The sequence below is a fragment of the Pseudomonas sp. GNP013 genome, assembly GCF_054343995.1.
Genome location: NZ_JBTGUT010000001.1, coordinates 4,041,275 through 4,059,539, shown reverse-complemented (window position 1 = coordinate 4,059,539; position 18,265 = coordinate 4,041,275). Strand labels below are relative to the sequence as shown.

General features: G+C 61.0%; 13 protein-coding genes. All 13 read right to left on the bottom strand.

The window, feature by feature from the left end:
* Positions 1–26 precede the first annotated feature (26 nt).
* The 13 genes from ACXX81_RS17860 to yaaA all read right to left on the bottom strand — a co-directional run bounded on the left by ACXX81_RS17860 (position 27) and on the right by yaaA (position 17,955).
* Positions 27–1,478: a mannose-1-phosphate guanylyltransferase/mannose-6-phosphate isomerase gene (locus ACXX81_RS17860; RefSeq protein WP_209988827.1), complete on the bottom strand. Its 1,452-nt coding sequence runs from the start codon at positions 1,476–1,478 to the stop codon at positions 27–29.
* A gap of 49 nt (positions 1,479–1,527) precedes the next feature.
* The gene (locus ACXX81_RS17855; RefSeq protein ID WP_209988831.1) at positions 1,528–2,184 is read right to left on the bottom strand and encodes an alginate O-acetyltransferase AlgF; all 657 of its coding nucleotides are present in this window, start codon (positions 2,182–2,184) and stop codon (positions 1,528–1,530) included.
* Between the two features lie 16 nt (positions 2,185–2,200).
* A complete protein-coding gene (locus ACXX81_RS17850) occupies positions 2,201–3,379 on the bottom strand; it encodes an alginate O-acetyltransferase (RefSeq protein WP_458572140.1) in 1,179 nt (392 codons plus the stop codon).
* Between the two features lie 11 nt (positions 3,380–3,390).
* Complete coding sequence (locus ACXX81_RS17845; RefSeq protein WP_015371217.1) at positions 3,391–4,923, bottom strand: MBOAT family O-acyltransferase; 1,533 nt, start codon at positions 4,921–4,923, stop codon at positions 3,391–3,393.
* A 217-nt stretch (positions 4,924–5,140) separates the two neighbouring features.
* Entirely contained in the window at positions 5,141–6,250 is a 1,110-nt protein-coding gene (locus ACXX81_RS17840) for a mannuronate-specific alginate lyase (protein ID WP_209988839.1), read from the bottom strand.
* Positions 6,251–6,258: 8 nt separating this feature from the next.
* Complete coding sequence (locus ACXX81_RS17835) at positions 6,259–7,707, bottom strand: alginate O-acetyltransferase (RefSeq protein ID WP_231423005.1); 1,449 nt, start codon at positions 7,705–7,707, stop codon at positions 6,259–6,261.
* 11 nt (positions 7,708–7,718) lie between these two features.
* Positions 7,719–9,287 carry a mannuronan 5-epimerase AlgG gene (gene algG / locus ACXX81_RS17830; RefSeq protein WP_231423006.1) on the bottom strand — a complete coding sequence of 523 codons (1,569 nt, stop codon included), beginning with the start codon at positions 9,285–9,287 and terminating at the stop codon, positions 7,719–7,721.
* Positions 9,287–10,774, bottom strand: a complete 1,488-nt coding sequence (locus ACXX81_RS17825) for an alginate export family protein (RefSeq protein ID WP_209988848.1) — start codon at positions 10,772–10,774, stop codon at positions 9,287–9,289. The genes algG and ACXX81_RS17825 overlap by 1 nt, the downstream gene beginning before the upstream one ends.
* A complete protein-coding gene (gene algK / locus ACXX81_RS17820; protein ID WP_458572600.1) occupies positions 10,771–12,153 on the bottom strand; it encodes an alginate biosynthesis TPR repeat lipoprotein AlgK in 1,383 nt (460 codons plus the stop codon). The genes ACXX81_RS17825 and algK overlap by 4 nt, the downstream gene beginning before the upstream one ends.
* A gap of 131 nt (positions 12,154–12,284) precedes the next feature.
* Positions 12,285–13,451: an alginate biosynthesis protein Alg44 gene (locus tag ACXX81_RS17815; RefSeq protein ID WP_209988867.1), complete on the bottom strand. Its 1,167-nt coding sequence runs from the start codon at positions 13,449–13,451 to the stop codon at positions 12,285–12,287.
* A 36-nt stretch (positions 13,452–13,487) separates the two neighbouring features.
* Positions 13,488–14,969, bottom strand: a complete 1,482-nt coding sequence (gene alg8 / locus ACXX81_RS17810) for a mannuronan synthase (RefSeq protein ID WP_209988870.1) — start codon at positions 14,967–14,969, stop codon at positions 13,488–13,490.
* A 77-nt stretch (positions 14,970–15,046) separates the two neighbouring features.
* Entirely contained in the window at positions 15,047–16,363 is a 1,317-nt protein-coding gene (locus ACXX81_RS17805) for a nucleotide sugar dehydrogenase (protein WP_209988873.1), read from the bottom strand.
* Between the two features lie 812 nt (positions 16,364–17,175).
* Positions 17,176–17,955, bottom strand: a complete 780-nt coding sequence (yaaA, locus tag ACXX81_RS17800; RefSeq protein ID WP_209988876.1) for a peroxide stress protein YaaA — start codon at positions 17,953–17,955, stop codon at positions 17,176–17,178.
* Positions 17,956–18,265 lie beyond the last annotated feature (310 nt).

Sequence of the window (18,265 nt, the reverse complement as noted above, 5' to 3'; positions counted from 1 at the left end):
GGGTGGGGGCTTGTTCTACGACCGTGTTACTGCGCGATAGTTTTCACCGACACGCCACGTTCAATCGGCGTCGAGCGGCCGTAGATGTCTTCGAAGCGCTCGATGTCGTCTTCGCCCAGGTAGCTGCCCGATTGCACTTCGATGATCTCCAGCGGGATCTTGCCCGGGTTGCGCAGGCGGTGCACCGAGGCGATCGGGATGTAGGTGGACTGGTTCTCGCAGAGCAGGAACACGTTCTCGTCACAGGTGACCTCGGCGGTGCCGCTCACCACGATCCAGTGTTCGGCGCGGTGGTGGTGCATCTGCAGCGACAGGCACGCGCCCGGCTTGACCGAGATGTGCTTGACCTGGAAGCGCCCGCCCATGTCCACCGAGTCGTAGGAGCCCCACGGACGATAGACTTCGCAGTGGTTCTGGGTTTCGCTGCGGCCCTGCTCGTTGAGGGTGTTGACCATCTGCTTGACGCCCTGGACCTTGTCCTTGTGGGCAATCATCATCGCGTCCTTGGTTTCCACCACGACGATATTGTCCAGACCGATCACCGACACCAGCTTGCCGTTGCCGTGCACCATGCAGTTACGGCTGTCCTGGATCACCACGTCGCCCTTGCTCACGTTGCCGTTGGCGTCCTTTTCGTTGACCGCCCACAGCGAGGCCCAGCAGCCCACGTCGCTCCAGCCGGCGCTCAGCGGCACCACGCAGGCGCGCTGGGTTTTTTCCATCACGGCGTAGTCGATGGAGTTGTCCGGGCAGCAGGCGAAGGTGGCTTCGTCGAAGGTCACGGTGTCGGCGGTCTGCTCGCTGCGCTCCAGAGTCAGCAGGCAGGTGTCGTAGATGTCCGGATCGTGCTTTTTCAACTCTTCGAGGAAGCGGCTGGCGCGGAACAGGAACATGCCGCTGTTCCAGAAATAGCCGCCGCTTTTGACGAACTCGACGGCGCGCTTCTCGTTTGGTTTTTCCACGAACTGCTCAACACGGCTGACGCCTTCGGGCAGCAGCGAGTCGTTGGCCGACTTGATATAGCCATAACCGGTTTCCGGGCGGGTGGCCGGGACACCGAACAGCACCATCTCGCCGCGCTCGGCGGCCACGGTGGCCAGGGCCAGGGCGCGTTGCAGGGCTTTCTGGTCGTCGATCACGTGGTCGGCCGGCAGCACCAGCATCAGGTCGTCACGGCCTTCGTTGACCAGCATCATCGCGGTCAGCGCCACGGCTGGCGCGGTGTTGCGGCCGAAGGGTTCCATCAGGATGCGCTGGCACTCGAGCTTGCGGGCGCTCAACTGCTCGTTGACGATGAAACGGTGGTCCTTGTTGCACACCACAATCGGCGCGTCCATGCCTTCGAACACCAGGCGCTCCAGGGTTTGCTGGAACAGGGTGTGCTCACCGGTCAGGGCCAGGAACTGTTTTGGGAACTGTTTGCGCGAAAGCGGCCAAAGACGTGAGCCGCTGCCACCGGAAAGGATTACTGGAATCATCGGTATTTCTCCTTGAATCGATTGAGTCAGAGTCAATTTCAAAAGCTAATCAGCGGGTCGATACCGGGCGTTTCACCCACACTGGCGACAGGCTCGAACCTGTGCCGGTGACATACAGCACCGCCGCTTCACCACGTTCCAACGCAACCGGCTTCACATCGCCGACTTTCTTGTCACCGTCATACAACGCCAGGCTTACCTTCACCGGGTTGATTTCACGCTCGCCACGGCCCTTGGCGGCCACCGACTTGACCACATCGGTCTTGCCGTCGGCGGTTTTCAGGGTCAGGGCCTTGTCGCTGAGGTTCTGCACGCGCACCAGGGATTTCTGTTTGTTCTTGAACGGCGGCTCTTCGATCAGCTGCGGCTGGCCGCTGCCGCTGTTGACCAGGGTGTAGTAGTGATCGGCGGCCAGTTTGACCGGCACGGTCTGGCTGCCGACCTTGGCGCTGTAGTCACCGCCGGGCATGAAGCTGAAGTCGCTGCTGGCCAGTGGCGCAACCTCACTGAGGTTGGTGTTGCCCACGGTGGCACTGACTTCCTGGTTGCTGGCGTTGTAGATGCGCACAAAGCTCGAGCCTTTTGGCGCGGTGGGGCCGTACAGGGCGGCGTCACCACCGGCGAAGGCGGACATCGATACGAAGCTTACGCCGGCAGCGATGGCCAGGGACTTGGCGAGATGGCGCGCAGTTGTAGTGAAAGTCATGTGAGTTACCTCTCTTTCAGTTTTGCGCCCGGTCGGGCGTCTCGGATTTTTTAAGGGTGTTGTTCAACGCCATGTCTTGCTGGCGCATACCGGCTTGTTTGAGCTGCGCAACCCAGTCGGGGTCGGCGTCGCCGATTTCGTTGTTCACAGGCAGATAACGTTCAGGAAATTCCCAGATCAGCACTTGCGGCGGGTTGTTCTTGAAGTCATCGCTTTTCAGGTAGCTGAGCATCGGCAGGATCGGGCCGTGGCCGTCTTCGGAGTAGTTGATGACGTCGCTGTGCAGGGCCTGCTTGAGCGCGCCGACGAAGTTCCAGTTGGGGTTGGCGCTGTAGCTGGTGCCCACCAGTGCCACCGGGGTCTCGCTGTCGGCAAACAGGGCGTCGTCGCCTTTGTCTTCAGCCAGGTGCGTCACGCGCTTTTGCAGGGGCTCCTTGGGCGGCATCAGGTTTTCGAACAGCGGGTCCAGGGGCAGGAACAGGCGCAGGTCACCTTTGTGCGGCTCGGTTTTTTCCGCCTCCGTGACAAAGCGCTGCGGCTCGCCGCTCAACGGCGTTTTCTCGGAGATGGTTTTGGCCAACTGCCTGGCCGCGATTTCCGCGCCGTCCGGAGTCCAGTGGGTGTCGGTGCGCAGGAACACTTGCGTGCCAGCCAGCTTGGCCTGTTGCAGCGGCCCCAGCAGGTCCGGCGCGACGATCTTGTCGGCGGCGACACGGGCGTGGAAGTCCTGGTACAGGTTGGCGTGGATGCTCGCCGGTTTCACCTCATCCAGGTGCTCCGGGTACAGGCGCACCTTGGCCGGCACAATCGCCATCACCAGCTGGATGCCACGGGCCTTGAGCTGCTGGCGTACGCCCTCGACCAGCGCGTAGTTGTCTTGCAGGTTCTGGTCCTGGTTGGCGATGGCGTTGAATTCCTCATCGCTGTACAGCCAGTGATCGCGACCCAGTACCACGCCGGTGCGGCCTTCGTTGAACAGCTTGTAGTCCAGCGCTGCCCACAGGTTGGTGCCCAGGCGTTTGATCGGGAACTCTTCGTCGTAATGGGTCTCGACGGCCTTGGTCCAGCGACCGTTGAGCACGGTCGCGTCGGCGTTGGTGCTGAATCCCATGAAGCTGCGCAGCGACCAGGCGCCCAGGGCCAGCAGCAGCGCCAGGAACAGGCTGATATAGAGGACGCGTAATGAACGGGTCATGGTCGGCTCCCTCAGAATTGGAAGTAAAGGAACGGCGAGAAACTCTGCGCCGACAGTTTCAGAATCGACGCCACGAACAGCAGCAGCACCGCTGCGCGCATGGCGTAGCGTGGCCAGTCAGCGGTCCAGTAGGCCGGTTGCACGGCCGCATCGCGACCCACGCTGAAACCGGGCTGATGGATGCTGCCGGGGTTGTCGCCCGGTACCGCCTTGATCAGGCTCGGGTCGGCCGGTTTGGCTTTATCCGCAGGGCGGTTGGTGTAGAAGTCGCGCAAGCCGAAGAACGCCAGGGTGGCGTAGGCCACCACCAGGGTTGCCACTTGCAGGCCGGTGAGGCTGGAACGGTTGAGTTCCGACAGCGACCACTCGCCAAAGCTGAACATGGCGCCGTACATACGCCCGGCCACGTGCAGGTTTTCGGCGCGGAAGATCACCCAGCCCATCACCACCAGCAGGAAGGTGAAGGCCCAGCGCACCACGTTGAAGCTGCGCGGCGCGGTGTTCAGGCCAATGGCTTTTTCAATCGCCAGCCACATGCCGTGCCAGGCGCCCCACACGATGTAGGTGATGTTCGCGCCGTGCCACAGGCCACCGAGCAGCATGGTCAGGAACAGGTTGCGGTAGGTGGTCAGTGTGCCTTTGCGGTTGCCGCCCAGGGTGATGTAGAGGTAGTCACGCAGCCAGGTGGAGAGGCTGATGTGCCAGCGCCGCCAGAACTCGGTGATCGACTGGCTGATGTACGGCTGCTTGAAGTTTTCCATGAAGCGAAAACCCATCATCAAGCCCAGGCCGATGGCCATGTCGCTGTAGCCGGAGAAGTCGAAGTACAGCTGCGCGGTGTAGGCCAGCGCGCCGAGCCAGGCATCGCCCGTGGTGGGGTTTTGCAGGGCGAAGCAATGGTCGGCCACCACCGCGAGGGTGTCGGCAATGAATACCTTCTTGATGAAACCCTGCATGAACCGCGTGCAGCCCTCGGAGAATTTATCGAGGGTGTGCGTGCGGTTGTTGAACTGGTCGGCCAGGTCGCGAAAACGCAGCACGGGGCCGGCGATCAAGTGCGGGAAGATCGCCACGAACGCGGCAAAGTCGATGAGGTTGCGCGTGGCCGGGGTGTCGCCGCGATACACGTCGATGATGTAGCTGATGGACTCGAAGATGTAGAACGAGATGCCGATCGGCAACAGCACGTGGGTGAGGATGAACGGCTCCAGGCCCGCCGACTTCATCATCACGTTGATGCTGTCGACGCCGAAGTTGGCGTACTTGAAGTAGCCGAGAATGCACAGGTCGACGGCCACGCCCAGCAGCAGCCAGCGTTGGGCCGGCTTGGTGCGCACGCCCGCCGCACCGACCTTCAGGCCGATCCAGTAATTCCACAGCGTGACGGCGGCGAACAGCGCCAGGAAGTCCACTCGCCACCAGGCGTAGAACACATAGCTGGCAATCAGCAGCAGCAGGTTGCGATAGCGTTGCCCGCTCAAGTAGTACAAGCCGAGAAAGATCGGCAAGAACAGAAACAGGAACACATTGGACGAGAAAACCATCCCGATCTCTCCATGTTTAACCAACAGTCAAGGGCCAGAGCCCCCCCAAACCCCCCACGAAAAGACGGGGAGGGCGGTACAACATTCCCACTGAAGAAACCGGCTCAAACTGTGGGAGGGGGCTTGCCCCCGATAGCGGTGTGTCATTCAACACAGATGGCGACTGTTACACCGCCATCGGGAGCAAGCCCCCTCCCACATTTCTAACCGAGTTTGCTCAGGAACCTTTGTTGCCTTTTTCATGCGCCGGGTCGTAGACCTTGGTCAGGTCACCGCCCAGGCGGAAGGTCTTGAACGGTTGCATGCCGTGCTTGCGCTCGATCACGTCCGGGGCGCAGGTGTAGAGGGTGCAGAAGGGTTCGAGCCAGGCAAATTTCATGTCCTGTTTCAGGTCCTTCATGTCCTGCTCTTTGCCGTTCTTCTGCTCGAAGATCTCCGGGTCCTTGACCCCGGCCAGCACTTTGTCGCCCAGGCGCTTGAGCGCGCTGTTGTTTTCCTGGCGCAGGTCCACACCGTTCACCAGCGCGAAACTGGCGATCATCGACAGCGGCGGCAGGGCGTAGTTGTGGTACGACAGGGCGCGTTGCTGGCGCTTCAATTCATTCGGCAAAAAGCCCTGGTCGTCGACCTGGTTCACGCCGACCTTGTATTCCTTCACGGCCCAGTCAAACAGGTCGCGACGGTTGGTGGCGACGGACGTGGCCATCACCGACCAGGCGGCCCAGTAGGAATGGTTGTTGGTTTTTTCCAGCGGCAGGTTGTCCCAGTCGCTCACCACCTGGTCGGCGAGTTTGTTGAACCAGGCTTCGATCAACTGCGATTCCTGCTGGTGATTGGCCAGCGGGTGCGAGTCGGAGAACTTCAGGCGCACATAGGCCGAGGCCATGCTGCCCAGTGCCCATTTGCGCATGGACTTGCCGGTGTGGTTGAAGTCCTTGGACATCAAGGCGTCGGCCTTGGCCCACGACACCAACCAGTTCAGTGTGCATTCAAGCTGCTGCGGACGGCCGTCGCGCATGAACTGCATCACCCGCTTGCTGGTGTCTTTTTCCAGCTTGGTGATGTCGGCGGTGCTGTCGCGAAAGGCTTTTTCCGACTGCAGGTTCAGCGTGGAACGTGCCTTGTCGGAGCCTTCGTATTTGCTGCGAAACTGCAATGGCCCGGTGTAGGGCGTGGGCATGGTGTCGCAGTTTTCCTTGAAGTCGCCGGTCTTGAACGCTTCGATCGGGGCGAAATAGCCCTGGGGCGGACGCAGCGGCGCGGCGGCGTTGGCGGCGCCGGCAAAGATCGCCAGGCCGAGCAACGATGGAATCAATAACTTTTGCATAGGTAACCTCACTTTCCGAGTTGGGCGGTCTGTTGACCACCGCCTGGAAATACGTTGCGTGTGCAAATTTTCGCTTCGACTTTCTGCGCGGCAGCGCCCGCTTCGGGGCCCTGCACTTCCACGGCCAGCAGGTTCTGCGAGGCCCAGTCTTCATCGGTGCGCAGTTCAAAGGCGAAACGCCCGTCTGTATCGGATGTTTCGGGTTTCTCGATCTTGATGTCCTCGTGGCGCCCGTTCATGTACCAGAGGGTGGCTTGCAAGGTTTTCACCGACGGATCGGCGAAGCGGATATCGACCTGGTGGTTCACGTTACGCAGGTCTTTGTTCGAACTGTTGACCATCAGTTCGTTCTTGCCGGGTTTGAGCGTGGTGCTGGCACTCATCTGCGCAGGCTTGCCTTCGCAGCCGTTGTCGAGCAGCGCCATCATCTGGCGGTAGATGGTTTCCTGGTCCAGGCGATACAGCGGCGAGAATTCCCAGATAAGGATTTTCGGCGGGGTTTTCTGGAATTCTTCGCTGCCCAGGTACTGGATCATCGAGCCTTCCAGGCCACCGCCGGGGAAGGCGACATTGAGGATGTCGGCGCCGATTTCCTGTTGGAGGAAGCCGGCGAAGTTGTAGTTCTTGCCGCTGTGGCTGGTGCCCACCAGGGTGATCTGCGGGTTGCCCGAATCGCTGAACAGGTCGCCGTCGCCCGCTTCGCCCTTGGGCTCGGTGGTGAACTGGTCCATGTACTGGATCGCGTAGCTGGTGCCGCACAGCTGGCCGGCCATGTTGTGCAGGGTGCCGGTCTTGCCCATGCGCCCGGAACGCTTGGTTTCGAATTCCTGGCGAGGAATATCGGCAAATTCCGGCAGTGAGCGCACCTTGGCGCCGACGATCTTCGCGGTGCGCTGGGCGCCGTACGGGGTCCAGTGCTGGTCGCCGCGGAAGTAGAAATCGTGGGCCGGCAATTCATCCGGCAGTTGCTCGTTGGTCAAGGGCGACAGGTCCGGCACCACGTAGCCCATTTTGGCGAAGCGGCCGAGCATGGTTTTGTAGTTGCCCAGTGCCTTGTCGAAATCGAACGAGGCTTTTTCCGCCGGGTTGAGCTTGTTGCGGTTCACCAGGCCACGGGTCGGCTGGTAGACCAGCACCAGTTCCACGCCCTTGGCCTTGAACGCATCGTGCAGCTGTTGCAGACGCTTGTAGCCGGCGGGGCTGGTGTCGAATTCGGTGCGCAGGTCTTCCTGGGTACGGAACAGCCAGTCGCCCTGGGCTTGCACCAGGGTGGTGAAGTTCTGCTGGTAGCGCGTGGTGTAGTTCTTCGCGTCATGGGCGGCCGGGCACAGGCTGCAGCACGGTTCGGCGGTGAAGGTCGGCGCCTTCACTTCGTCGGCGCGCACGCCCTGGCTGGCCGCCAGCAGGCCGAGGGTCAGACCCGAAAGGCTCAGCAGTTTGATCATGTGTGGGTGCATAAGGGTCATCCTCAGTCCAGCATTTCGGTCTGGCGTTCGACAGGGTCGATCAGCACGGCTTTCTGCTGGCGCACCAGCAGGTCGAGAATTTCTTCCTGGCGTTCACCGAGAATCCCGGAGAAGCTGATGCCACTGGTTTTGGTCGGTGCCAGCATCGACACGCGGTACAGCTCGATGCTCAACGGCGAGTCGATCGACAGCGGCCCGCTGCCGTTACCGGCCAGTTCACCGCCGACCACGATCAGCGAGACCTTGGCGTCGAACGGGTCGAGGGCGATGTCGCGGTCGGTGTCGGTCAGGTCCTTGATGTGGCCGTACACGCCGGTCAGCCCGTTGGCCATCGAAGTGTTTTCGTACAGCTTGATGTTCACGCTGTTACGCACGCGGATGCCGTGACGACGGTTGCTGATCACCTTGTTGCCCCACAGCAGGTTGTCGCCGCTCTCATAGAGGGTGATGCCGTCGGTGTGGTTGCGGTAGATCTCGTTATCGGCGATCAGGTTGTTGACGCTGTTACGGTCGATCACCAGGCCCGAGAGCTTGTTGTCGTAGCTGCGGTTGTTGAAGATGAAGCTGTCGTTCACTTCGCGGGAAATGATGATGCCGTGCTTCTTCTTCGTGCCGTACACGGTGTTGTCCGCGATGATCAGGCCGTGGGACCTGTCGTGGGGGTCAATGCCGTAGACGATGTTGTCCTTGTAGGTATTGCCCTTGATCACAAAGCCCGTGGTCTCGTAGCAGTAGAAGCCGTACCACATGTCCGAGAACTCTGAATCGATGATCCAGCCAGTCGGCTCAGGGCGCTTGAGCACCTTGGCCATGTTTGGCGTGTACTGGGAAATACTCACCCCGTACGACTTGCTGTTGGCGTAGCCGAAGCTGGCCATCTTGCTGTTGGCGATATAGGTCTGGGTACCGCCCCAGGCCAGCAGGAACGGGCGGAATTCGTTGGGCGACTTGAACAGCGCCGGGCCGTTGGCTTTTTCATCCCAACCGGTAATTTTGGTGTCGCGCACAAACAGCTGGCCGTCGTTGATCAGGAACGAACCGGCTTGCTGGGACAGGCGCAGCTCCTGGGTTTTCCCGTCGATTTCGAGGATGCCCTTGCGGCCCACCACGATTGGCAGCTTGGCCAGGAACACTCCCGGCGACGTTTCGCTCAAGTACTGTTTGGGCACTTTGGCCAACAGGTCCTTGAGGTTCATGTAGCCGTCGTCGACAAAGATCGCCTGGGGAATGCCGTGCTGGCGCACCACCCATTCGGCCATCTTGTTATCACCGCCGATAAAGTCCTTGAGCGCGTCTTCCTGCATCATGCGACGGATGCTGACCTTGCCCGGCTTGCTGCGCACGATCTTCTTTTCCATCGCCGCCGCGGTGTAGCCCGAGAGGTCGGGCAGCGCCGGCTTGGCCATTTCCAGCGGCGCGGTGGGCGGGCTGGAAATGGTGTAGGTCTTGGCCTGTTGCAGTTCCTTGGCGATGGTCGGCGCCTTGGCCGCCGTGTCGGCAAAGGCCGTGGCGCTGGCCATCAGCATTGCCGCGACGAGTAGGCTTTGAGCATTCATTGCACAGGCTCCCATCAGAACTTCCAGATCACGTCGACAAAGGCGCGATGCATGTACGAGTCGACCTGGCTGCCATAGGCGTCGCCCGGCTTGAACACGCCGGCGCGAAAGCGCACCAGCGCCGACGGCTCGTCAATCGACTGGCTGAGCGCGGCCGGCAGCAGGCCTTTCTTGAAGTATTTGGTGACGACCAGATCCATCTCCTGGCCCAGGTCTTTCTTGCCGTCTTCAAGCGGCAGCGAGGTACTGGAGAGGATCGCGCCGGTCACGTCATCGGTGTTGTTCTGCACCGCGTCGATGCCGTTGCTGCCCACCGGCTTGTTGCCGTCCACGCGCCAGAACTTGTGGTACACCAGGCTGGCGTCGTAGTCCTCACGCAGCTGCCAGGAACCGAACAGGCTCATGGACTGCATGTTGTTCATCTCGCCGCGAAACGCTTCGCCGAAGCGGTGCACGCGGGACTGGGTGCCGGTCCAGTTCGAACGGTTGCTTTGCAGGCCGTTCTGCTCGTACTCGGCGCTGGCACGGGAGTACGCCGCGCCCACTTGCCACTGCGGGTCCAGGCGCAGACGCACGCCCAGGTCGGTGGCCCAGCCGCTGATGTTGTCGCTGCGCTTGGCGGTGGCAGGGCGGCTGCCGTCGGCGTTCAGCGCGTTGACCGTGTCGCGATCGCCTTTCATGCCGGTGACGCTGGCCCAGTAGTTGACGGTGTTGGTGTTGCGCCAGTTATAGGCGTCGCTGTTGGCTTCGATGCCGAGCCAGGTCAGGTCGCCGTTTTCGCGCTTGTCCAGCGAGTCGGTGGCCACGCCCGGTTCCGGGAAGTCGAGCTTGCCGTTGTCATGGGTGTGGTGCCCGCGCAGGCCGATCCACTGGCCCGGCGTCCACTGGTAGGCGGCGTCGGCGTAGAGGTGCTGGCGGTCCTTGTCGACCGGGGACAGTTCCTTGAGGTCGGTGCGGTATTCGCTGAAGCGTTCGGCGGCGCCCACATTGGCCTTGAGCAGGGTGGTGTCGAAGGTCCAGTTCAGCGCTTCGATGTTGGTGTCGCGCCATTGGCCGTCGTCATTGCGCAGGCGCTGGCGACCGAACTTGAGAAGCTCGCCGGGGTAGGGCGTGAAGCCGCCGTACGCCACCCAGAATTCGCGCATTGCCAGGTAATTCTTTTTGGTCTTGCGGTCGCTGTTGCTGGTTTGCTGGTTCTCGTCATCGGCCGACTGTTGCAGGGTGTCGGTTTCGATGATGTCGCTGGAGGCCACGGCTTGGCCCATGGCGTAAGCGCTCCAGTTGCCGCTTTCACCGTAGATCCACGGGCGCAGGTCGATACCGATACCGTTGACGTCGCCGCCTTTCTGGGTGCCCAGGTCGCGGTCGTCCTCGGACTGGCCGGTGACTTTGACTTCCAGGCCGAAGTTCTTCGCTTCGGTGAGCGCGGCCAGGGTCGGGCACGACCACAGCAGGGCGAAGGTCAGGCCGATTCCGGCCTTGACGAATGGGTTGAGCTTCATAGGGATTCCTCGCCGTCGTCTTCTTCATCCAGGGCGTGCAATTGCAGCGTGCTCTGGGCCAGGGTGCCGCGGGCGGCCAATTCCTGTTGCACCAGGCGTTGGCCTTCGGTGCGTTGCTCAGGCGTCAGCGGTGCTTCGAGCTGGGTGGCCAACTCATTGGCTTCCGGGGTGTCCTGGGCCTTGGCCAACTGGCTGAAGACATAGGCGTTCAATGGGTCGGGCTTGGTGCCTTTGCCTTGGGAAAACAGTTGGGCGATGGCGAAGTCGGCGCTGTTCTGGCCGTTACGCGCTGCGGTCAGCAGGTGGTCCAGGGCCTTCTGCGGATAGACCTTGCCCAGGTAGCCACGGCGGTAGATCTGGCCGAGGTAGTAGTCGGCAGCGACTTCCCTGCCCACGGCTTTTTCGAAATGCGCTTCGGCGGCCTTGGCGTCTGCCGGCACCCACTTGCCTTCGTAGTAGAGCTTGCCCAGCAGCAGTTCGGCGCGCGGCTGGTCGGCGGCGCGGCCGTTGTCCAGGTACTGCATCATCTGGTCGACGTCGCCCAGTTCCGGGAAGTCGTAGAGCAGTTGCGCCAGGCTGACCCAGGAGGCCGGGTAGCCGGGGGCGATTTTTTCCAGCAAGGCCTGGGCGGTTTTTTCATCCGGGGTGCCGAGGGTGGCATCGCCAAGCACGCGGGCGACGCTGTCGACGCGCTGCGCAGTGACGGTGCCACGGCTGTAGCCGGCTTCCAGTTGCTTGAGCAGTTCGGCCTGTTTTTCCGGCGCGGCCTGTTTCTGGTACACGGTGGCCAGCTCGACATAGCAGATATCGGTGGTGTTGAGCGCGGCCTTGCAGATGCGCTCGACGTCAGCCAGATGCTGGTCGTAGGTGTCCTGGGTGCGATACAGCAGCACCTGGGCCAGGCCGGCTTCCGGGTAACCGGCGGCTTGCCACTTGGTGATCTGTTGCTGGGCGTTCACGTTCGGGAAGCTGTGCGGGTATTGCAGGTACAGCATCGCCAGCGGGATCAGCGTGTTGCCTTCGCCATTGGCAAAGGCTTTTTTCAGCAGGCCTTCGGCTTCATGGTGCTCGGCTTCGGTGCTGCCTGGCTTGGCCACCAGCAGGCGGCCGAGGCGGGCCTGGGCGCGCGGCGAGGTGTCGGCTGCGGCGCGGTAAGTGGCTTCGGCCTGTTTGATTTGCTCGGGGTCACGGGTACCGACCTGGATATCGGCCAGGCCCACTTGGGCCTCGCTGTAACCCAGCTCCGCCAGCTGCTGGTAGTTCTGCTGGGCGGTCACGGTGTCGCCGCGCTTGAGGGCTTCGTTGGCCAGGCGCTGGTCGGGCAGGCCGGCACAACCGGCCAGGCTCACCGCAACCGCCAGCAACGCCACCGAACCCATGTGGGAGGGGGCTTGCCCCCGATGCGGGCGACTCGGTGAATCAGGCAAACCGCGCTGATCCCATCGCGAGCAAGCCCGCTCCCACAGCGATTGTGTTGTGCTTGAAATAGGCTTCACAGGCATGTCCTCGCTTACAGACCGTGAGCCATGGCTTTGTCGATCAGCCAGTTCAGCGACGGGCCACGGTCGCTGGTGACTTCGACCGGGCGGCCGGCGTAGGCGCTGTCCAGCGGTGCATCGGGCTTGATCTGCACGCGGATGTCGGAGGACAGGTCGGCGCTGTTCAGGCTGGTGCTGCTGACGATGGTGCCGGTACGCACCTGTTCTTCATCGGCCACCTGGAAACTCACCGGCGTGCCTGGGCGCACGTCGCCGAACTGGCGATAGGTGAAGCGCGCTTCGACGTTGGCCTGGGCGCCGCGCGGCACCAGTTGGAAGATCACATCGCCTTTGCTGGCGTATTGGCCGTCGGCGACCATTTGCTGGGCAACCACGCAATCGCACGGCGAGGTCAGGGTGCCGGTCATTTGCTTGCCGAACAGCTCTTCAACCTTGGCCGGTTGCAGCTGGTCTTCGTCCAGATGGCCCTTGAGGACGTCGAGCATGCTGGTGCTGAAGGTGGCCAGCGGTGCGCCTTTGGCGGCAATCGCGTCACCTTTGAGCAGGCTCTGCACGGTGCCGTCGCGCGGCATGGTCACGTTCATGCCGGGCACGCTGACCAGGCCGGCCTGGGCGTGGCTGACAAAGTACATGCCGTACACCGATTTGAAGACAAACCCGAACGCGGCCAGGCCGACGATGAAGATACCGGCGCTGAACACCACGGCGCGCAGGCGACCGAACGCGGTCATGCCGCTGCCGCCGTCCTTGACCTTGCGCGCCTTGGTGAAGTTGTCACGCTGCAGGGTGGCGAGCACGTCGCCCATGGTCACGATGTCGCCGGACAGGTGCGAGGTGATCAAGTGGCGCAGGGTGGAAATATCCTGGGCGTCGAGGTTCTGGAACTGGCAACCGGTGCGGCCGGTCTGGCGGTCGTAGGAGCGGATCTGCAGCTCCACGTCCATCGCCAGACCGAGGTTATCGATCACAAATTGCAGGCGGCCCTTGTGCACTTCACCCACGGTCAACGGCTGGGTGGCGGTGAACGCCAGGCCGCCGGCGGACAGGTCGATCACCCGTGCTTCGGTCTGGGTGCGGTCGGTGTTGAAAAAGCGCAGCTTGGCCGGGATTTTGACCCGGGCATGTTGGCGCTGGGCTTCGGACTCGTGGACAACGTTGGCGTTTACTTGGCTATTCATCGGTGTAATTCCTAGGTTAATTCAGGCTTGGCAGGGTCAGACCATCATCAAGAGCACGGCGACGAAAATGCTGCCGGCGGAGAAGGTCATGGTCCGAGACGACCAGGTGTTGAACCAACGTTGAAAGCTGGCCAAATCGCGGGTCAGTTTGGTGTCCTGGCGGGTCCAGGACTGTTGATCAAGGCGGAAGAACACGTAGATCTTCACCAGCGCGCCCATGATCTGGTTGTAATAGAGAATGACCGGGTAAGCCGGGCCGATGGTGTGACCGGAGCACGACAGCAGCAGGGTCAGGATCAGGCGGGTGATGCCGATCCACAGCAGGTACGCGAGGATGAAGGCGCCGCCGTACTTGAAAGTGGCAATGATCGCCACGGTCAAGCCGAGCAGGGAGGTCCACATCGACACGCGCTGGTCGAACAGCACGATGCTGGTGAACACGCCCAACCGACGCACACCCAGGCCCAGGGCACGGGAGTTCTGGCGCAGGTTGTTGCCATACCAGCGGAACATCAGCTTGCGGCTGGCCTTGATAAAGCTCTTTTCCGGCGGGTGTTCCACGGTGTTGATCGCGGCGTCCGGCACGTAGAAGGTGTCGTAGCCCAGGCGCATCAGGCTGAACCAGCTGGACTTGTCATCACCGGTGAGGAACTTGAAGCGGCCCAGGCGCCAGTGTTGCAGCGAGTCGCTTTCCACGTCGGCGATAAAGCCCGGGTCGGTGACCACGCTGGCACGGAACACTGACATGCGTCCGGTCATGGTCAGCACGCGCTTGGACAGGGCCATGGAGCACATGTTGATGTGGCGCTGGGCGAAGCGCAGCTTGTGCCACTCGCTCATGATGTAGCCGCCGCGCACTTCGCAGAACTCGTTGGTGGTCAGGCCGCCGACGTTGCCGAACAGCTGGAACCACGGCACGGTCTTGCGCACCACGCCTTCGGCCAGCACGGTGTCGCCATCGATCACGGCTACCACGGCGCGGTCATCCGGCAGGTGGCGGGAGATGGCGCGAAAACCGAAGGCCAGGCCGTCGCGCTTGCCGGTACCGGCGATGCGCACGAAGTCGAGCTTCACGTGCTCGGGTGGGTTCATCTTCTCCCACAGGCTTTTCACCAGCAGCTCATCGGACATTTCCACCAGCGAGCAGACCACGGTGGTGGGGAAGCCGCATTCGATGGCTTCGCGGATCACCGAGCTGTAGACCTGCGCGGTGGTCAGCGCATCGATACGAAAACTGGTGACCATCAGGAACACATGGGACGGGTCGGCAGCCTTGCCCAGCTTGCGCACTTTGCGGCGCAGGTGCGGGTACACCACGTACAGGAACAGCATGCCGCGAAAGAAATGCGTCGCACCCATCGAATAGCGCCAGATACCCACGGCGCCAATCAGGAAAATAAAATTCTTCGACTCGGAGTCGAACGTGCTCGCCGGCAGCAGCAGGGCGAGTCCCATCAGCAGGCTGAGAAAGAACAGCCAGCCAGCCGATTGCAGGAGTACATGTTTTAACTTGGACATAAGTGTCATCCGAAGGTGAAGAAGGCTTCAAGCCGCAGGCGCCGAGTGCGCCTGCAGCTTGAAACTCGCCGTTGCTGTTACCAGCAAATGCCTTCGGTGCGGCCGCTGACGCTGGTGGCCTTGGACATGAAGCCCACCAGGTCGACCACTTGCTTGCCGTGCGGTGCGTTATGCGCCAGGGCGCGGAATTTCTCGTCACGGTTGCCGAGGATGATCACGTCGGAGTTGTTGATCACATCGTCGAAGTCGGCGTTGAGCAGGGACGACACGTGGGGGATCTTGCCCTCGATGTAGTCCTTGTTCGCGCCGTGGACACGGGCGTACTCGACGTTGCTGTCGTAGATGCTCAGGTCATAGCCCTTGCCGATCAGCATTTCGGCCAGTTCCACCAGCGGGCTTTCGCGCAGGTCATCGGTGCCGGCCTTGAAGCTCAGGCCCAGCAGGGCGATTTTGCGCTTGTCGTGGCTGGAGACGATGTCGAAAGCGTTCTGCACCTGGGACTCGTTGCTGCGCATCAGCGAGTTGAGCAGCGGCGCTTCCACATCCAGCGAACCTGCGCGGTAGGTCAGGGCGCGCACGTCCTTTGGCAGGCACGAGCCGCCGAACGCGAAGCCAGGGCGCATGTAGTACTGGGACAGGTTGAGGGTCTTGTCCTGGCAGACCACTTCCATCACTTCGCGACCGTCGACGCCGACGGCCTTGGCAATGTTGCCGATCTCGTTGGCGAAGGTCACTTTGGTGGCATGCCACACGTTGCAGGTGTACTTGATCATCTCGGCAACGGCGATGTCCTTGCGGATGATCGGTGCGTCGAGTTCTTCGTACAGCGACTGCAGGACGTCGCCGGAGGCTTTGTCGAACTCGCCGATAACGGTCATCGGCGGCAGGTCGTAGTCGGCGATGGCAGTGGATTCACGCAGGAATTCCGGGTTGACCGCGACGCCGAAGTCGACGCCGGCCTTTTTGCCCGAGCAGTCTTCGAGAATCGGGATGACCACGTTGGCCACGGTGCCTGGCAGCACGGTGCTGCGCACTACCACGGTATGACGGGTGGCCTTGTCACGCAGCACAAAACCGATTTCGCGGCACACGGCTTCGATGTAGTCCAGTTCCAGGTCGCCGTTCTTCTTGCTTGGCGTACCGACGCAGATCATCGACAGGTCGGTGTCACGAATCGCTTCGGCGAAGTCGGTAGTGCCACGCAGTCGGCCGGTTTCGATACCCTGGCTCAACAGCTCGCCCAGACCGGGTTCAACGATAGGCGATTTGCCAGCGTTGATCAGGTCGATCTTGTCCTTGGAAATGTCTACGCCAACCACATCGTGGCCACGGGCAGACAGGCAACCGGCACAGACTGCGCCAACGTAACCCAAACCAAATATGCTGATGCGCATCGCAATTACCTCTGTATTTAAATCAGTGCCATTAGATGGCCGGAGTTCATGTTTGCAAGCGTCATTAATGCCGCGAAAGTTAGGCGAATAGACGCCGACTTGCCGCATACAGGCATGTTGAATAACGAGTGACTAACGATTGCACTCAAGTTGTGCGCAACGTGGCCTTATTATTGGGGCCTGCCCTCAAATGCAGCCAGCCTTCCTGGGAGAAGGACGTGGCGCCAGTGCCGCAAAGCCTTGATAGTGGCTATAAGCCTTTAATTATCAATAGCTTGGGTAGTCTCACTGACCCATCAGGGGAAGTTCGGCCTTGGCCTTATAGTGTGTGGCAATGCATCCTTATCGCCGCTCTTAACTAGTGGGTTGGTGTTGTGACCCCTGAGCGAAAGTTGATGTGACAACTTCGCTACTTCCGTTGGTCTGCCATGTAAGTCATCTCCTACAGAAACATAGAATTTCGTTACCGGTGGTATGAGCAGTGCTTTGAGGTGAAGTTCCTGGCCGCTCATCCTGTTTCTGGAAATTTCTTGAAATATTAGAAAAGATGGCACTGGTATTATATTGATAGCACTTGCTATTTAAGCCAGTAGTCATGGGGACATGGTGCGCAAAGATAGTTTTGTGCCACTAGTGTTTTGGAAAAGTGGTGCCACTACGAAAAAAATCGCCGAATGTCGAGTGAAAGATTTTTCAGGATTTCATGTGAATTTTTTTTGACGCCAATAAAACGCCATTTCATGGCGTGAGAGGCAGGTAGAAATGTGGGAGGCTGCGTGCTCCCACCTTTGGATGTCAGTGTCGATCAGGCGCTATTGCGGTGCGTGATCGCGCAGGAACACCAGCTTGTCCGGTTTGGACTGCTCTGCATTGAAGCGATAGCCCTGCACGTCAAACTCCTTGAGCCTGGCCGGATCGTTGATGCGTTCTTCGATGACAAAGCGGCTCATCATGCCCCGGGCTTTTTTCGCGTAGAAGCTGATGATCTTGTACTGGCCGTTCTTCAGGTCCTTGAACTCGGTGTTGATGATCCGCGCCTTCAGGGCCGGACGCTTGACCGCCGAGAAGTATTCGTTGGAAGCCAGGTTGAGCAGCACGTCATCGCCTTGTGCGGCCAGCGCTTCGTTGAGCCATTCGCTGATGCGCGTGCCCCAGAAGGCGTACAGGTCCTTGCCACGGGCGTTGGCGAGTTTGGTGCCCATTTCCAGGCGGTACGGCATCATCAGGTCGAGCGGGCGCAGCAGGCCGTAGAGGCCCGAGAGCATGCGCAGGTGGTCCTGGGCGTAGCTGAAATCGTCGTCGCTGAGGGTGTCGGCGTTGAGGCCGGTGTAGACGTCGCCCTTGAACGCGAGCAGCGCCTGCTTGGCGTTTTCGGGGGTGAAGGAGGGCGTCCAGCTGCCGAAGCGCGCGGCGTTGAGGCCGCCGATCTTGTCGGAGACGTGCATCAATTCGCTGATTTGCGCTGGGGTCAGTTGGCGCAGTTGTTCGATCAGTTCCTGGGAGTGGTCGAGGTATTGCGGTTGGGTGAAGCGCTGGGTAGCCGGGGGGGATTCGAAGTCTAGGGTTTTGGCGGGGGAAATGACCGTCAGCATGGGTTGGCTCCTTTAGTCGTTGGGGGATTGTAGGGGGTTGCGGGGATTGGGGGTATATCCGTTGCTGCGGTAATGGCTGATAGGGGTTCCGCCCTTGCGGCGCGCCCAATAGCCGACCGGAATGGTTTGCCGAGCGCTGTGCAAAATGTGGGAGGGGGCTTGCTCCCGATAGCAGTGGGTCAGCTACCAATAAGCTGACTGACCCACCCTCATCGGGAGCAAGCCCCTCCCACATTTGGATCTCCATTTGTCTGATGGAGATCACACTGCTTTTGATCTGCTTGGCTCTGGCTTTTGATCTTGATCTCAA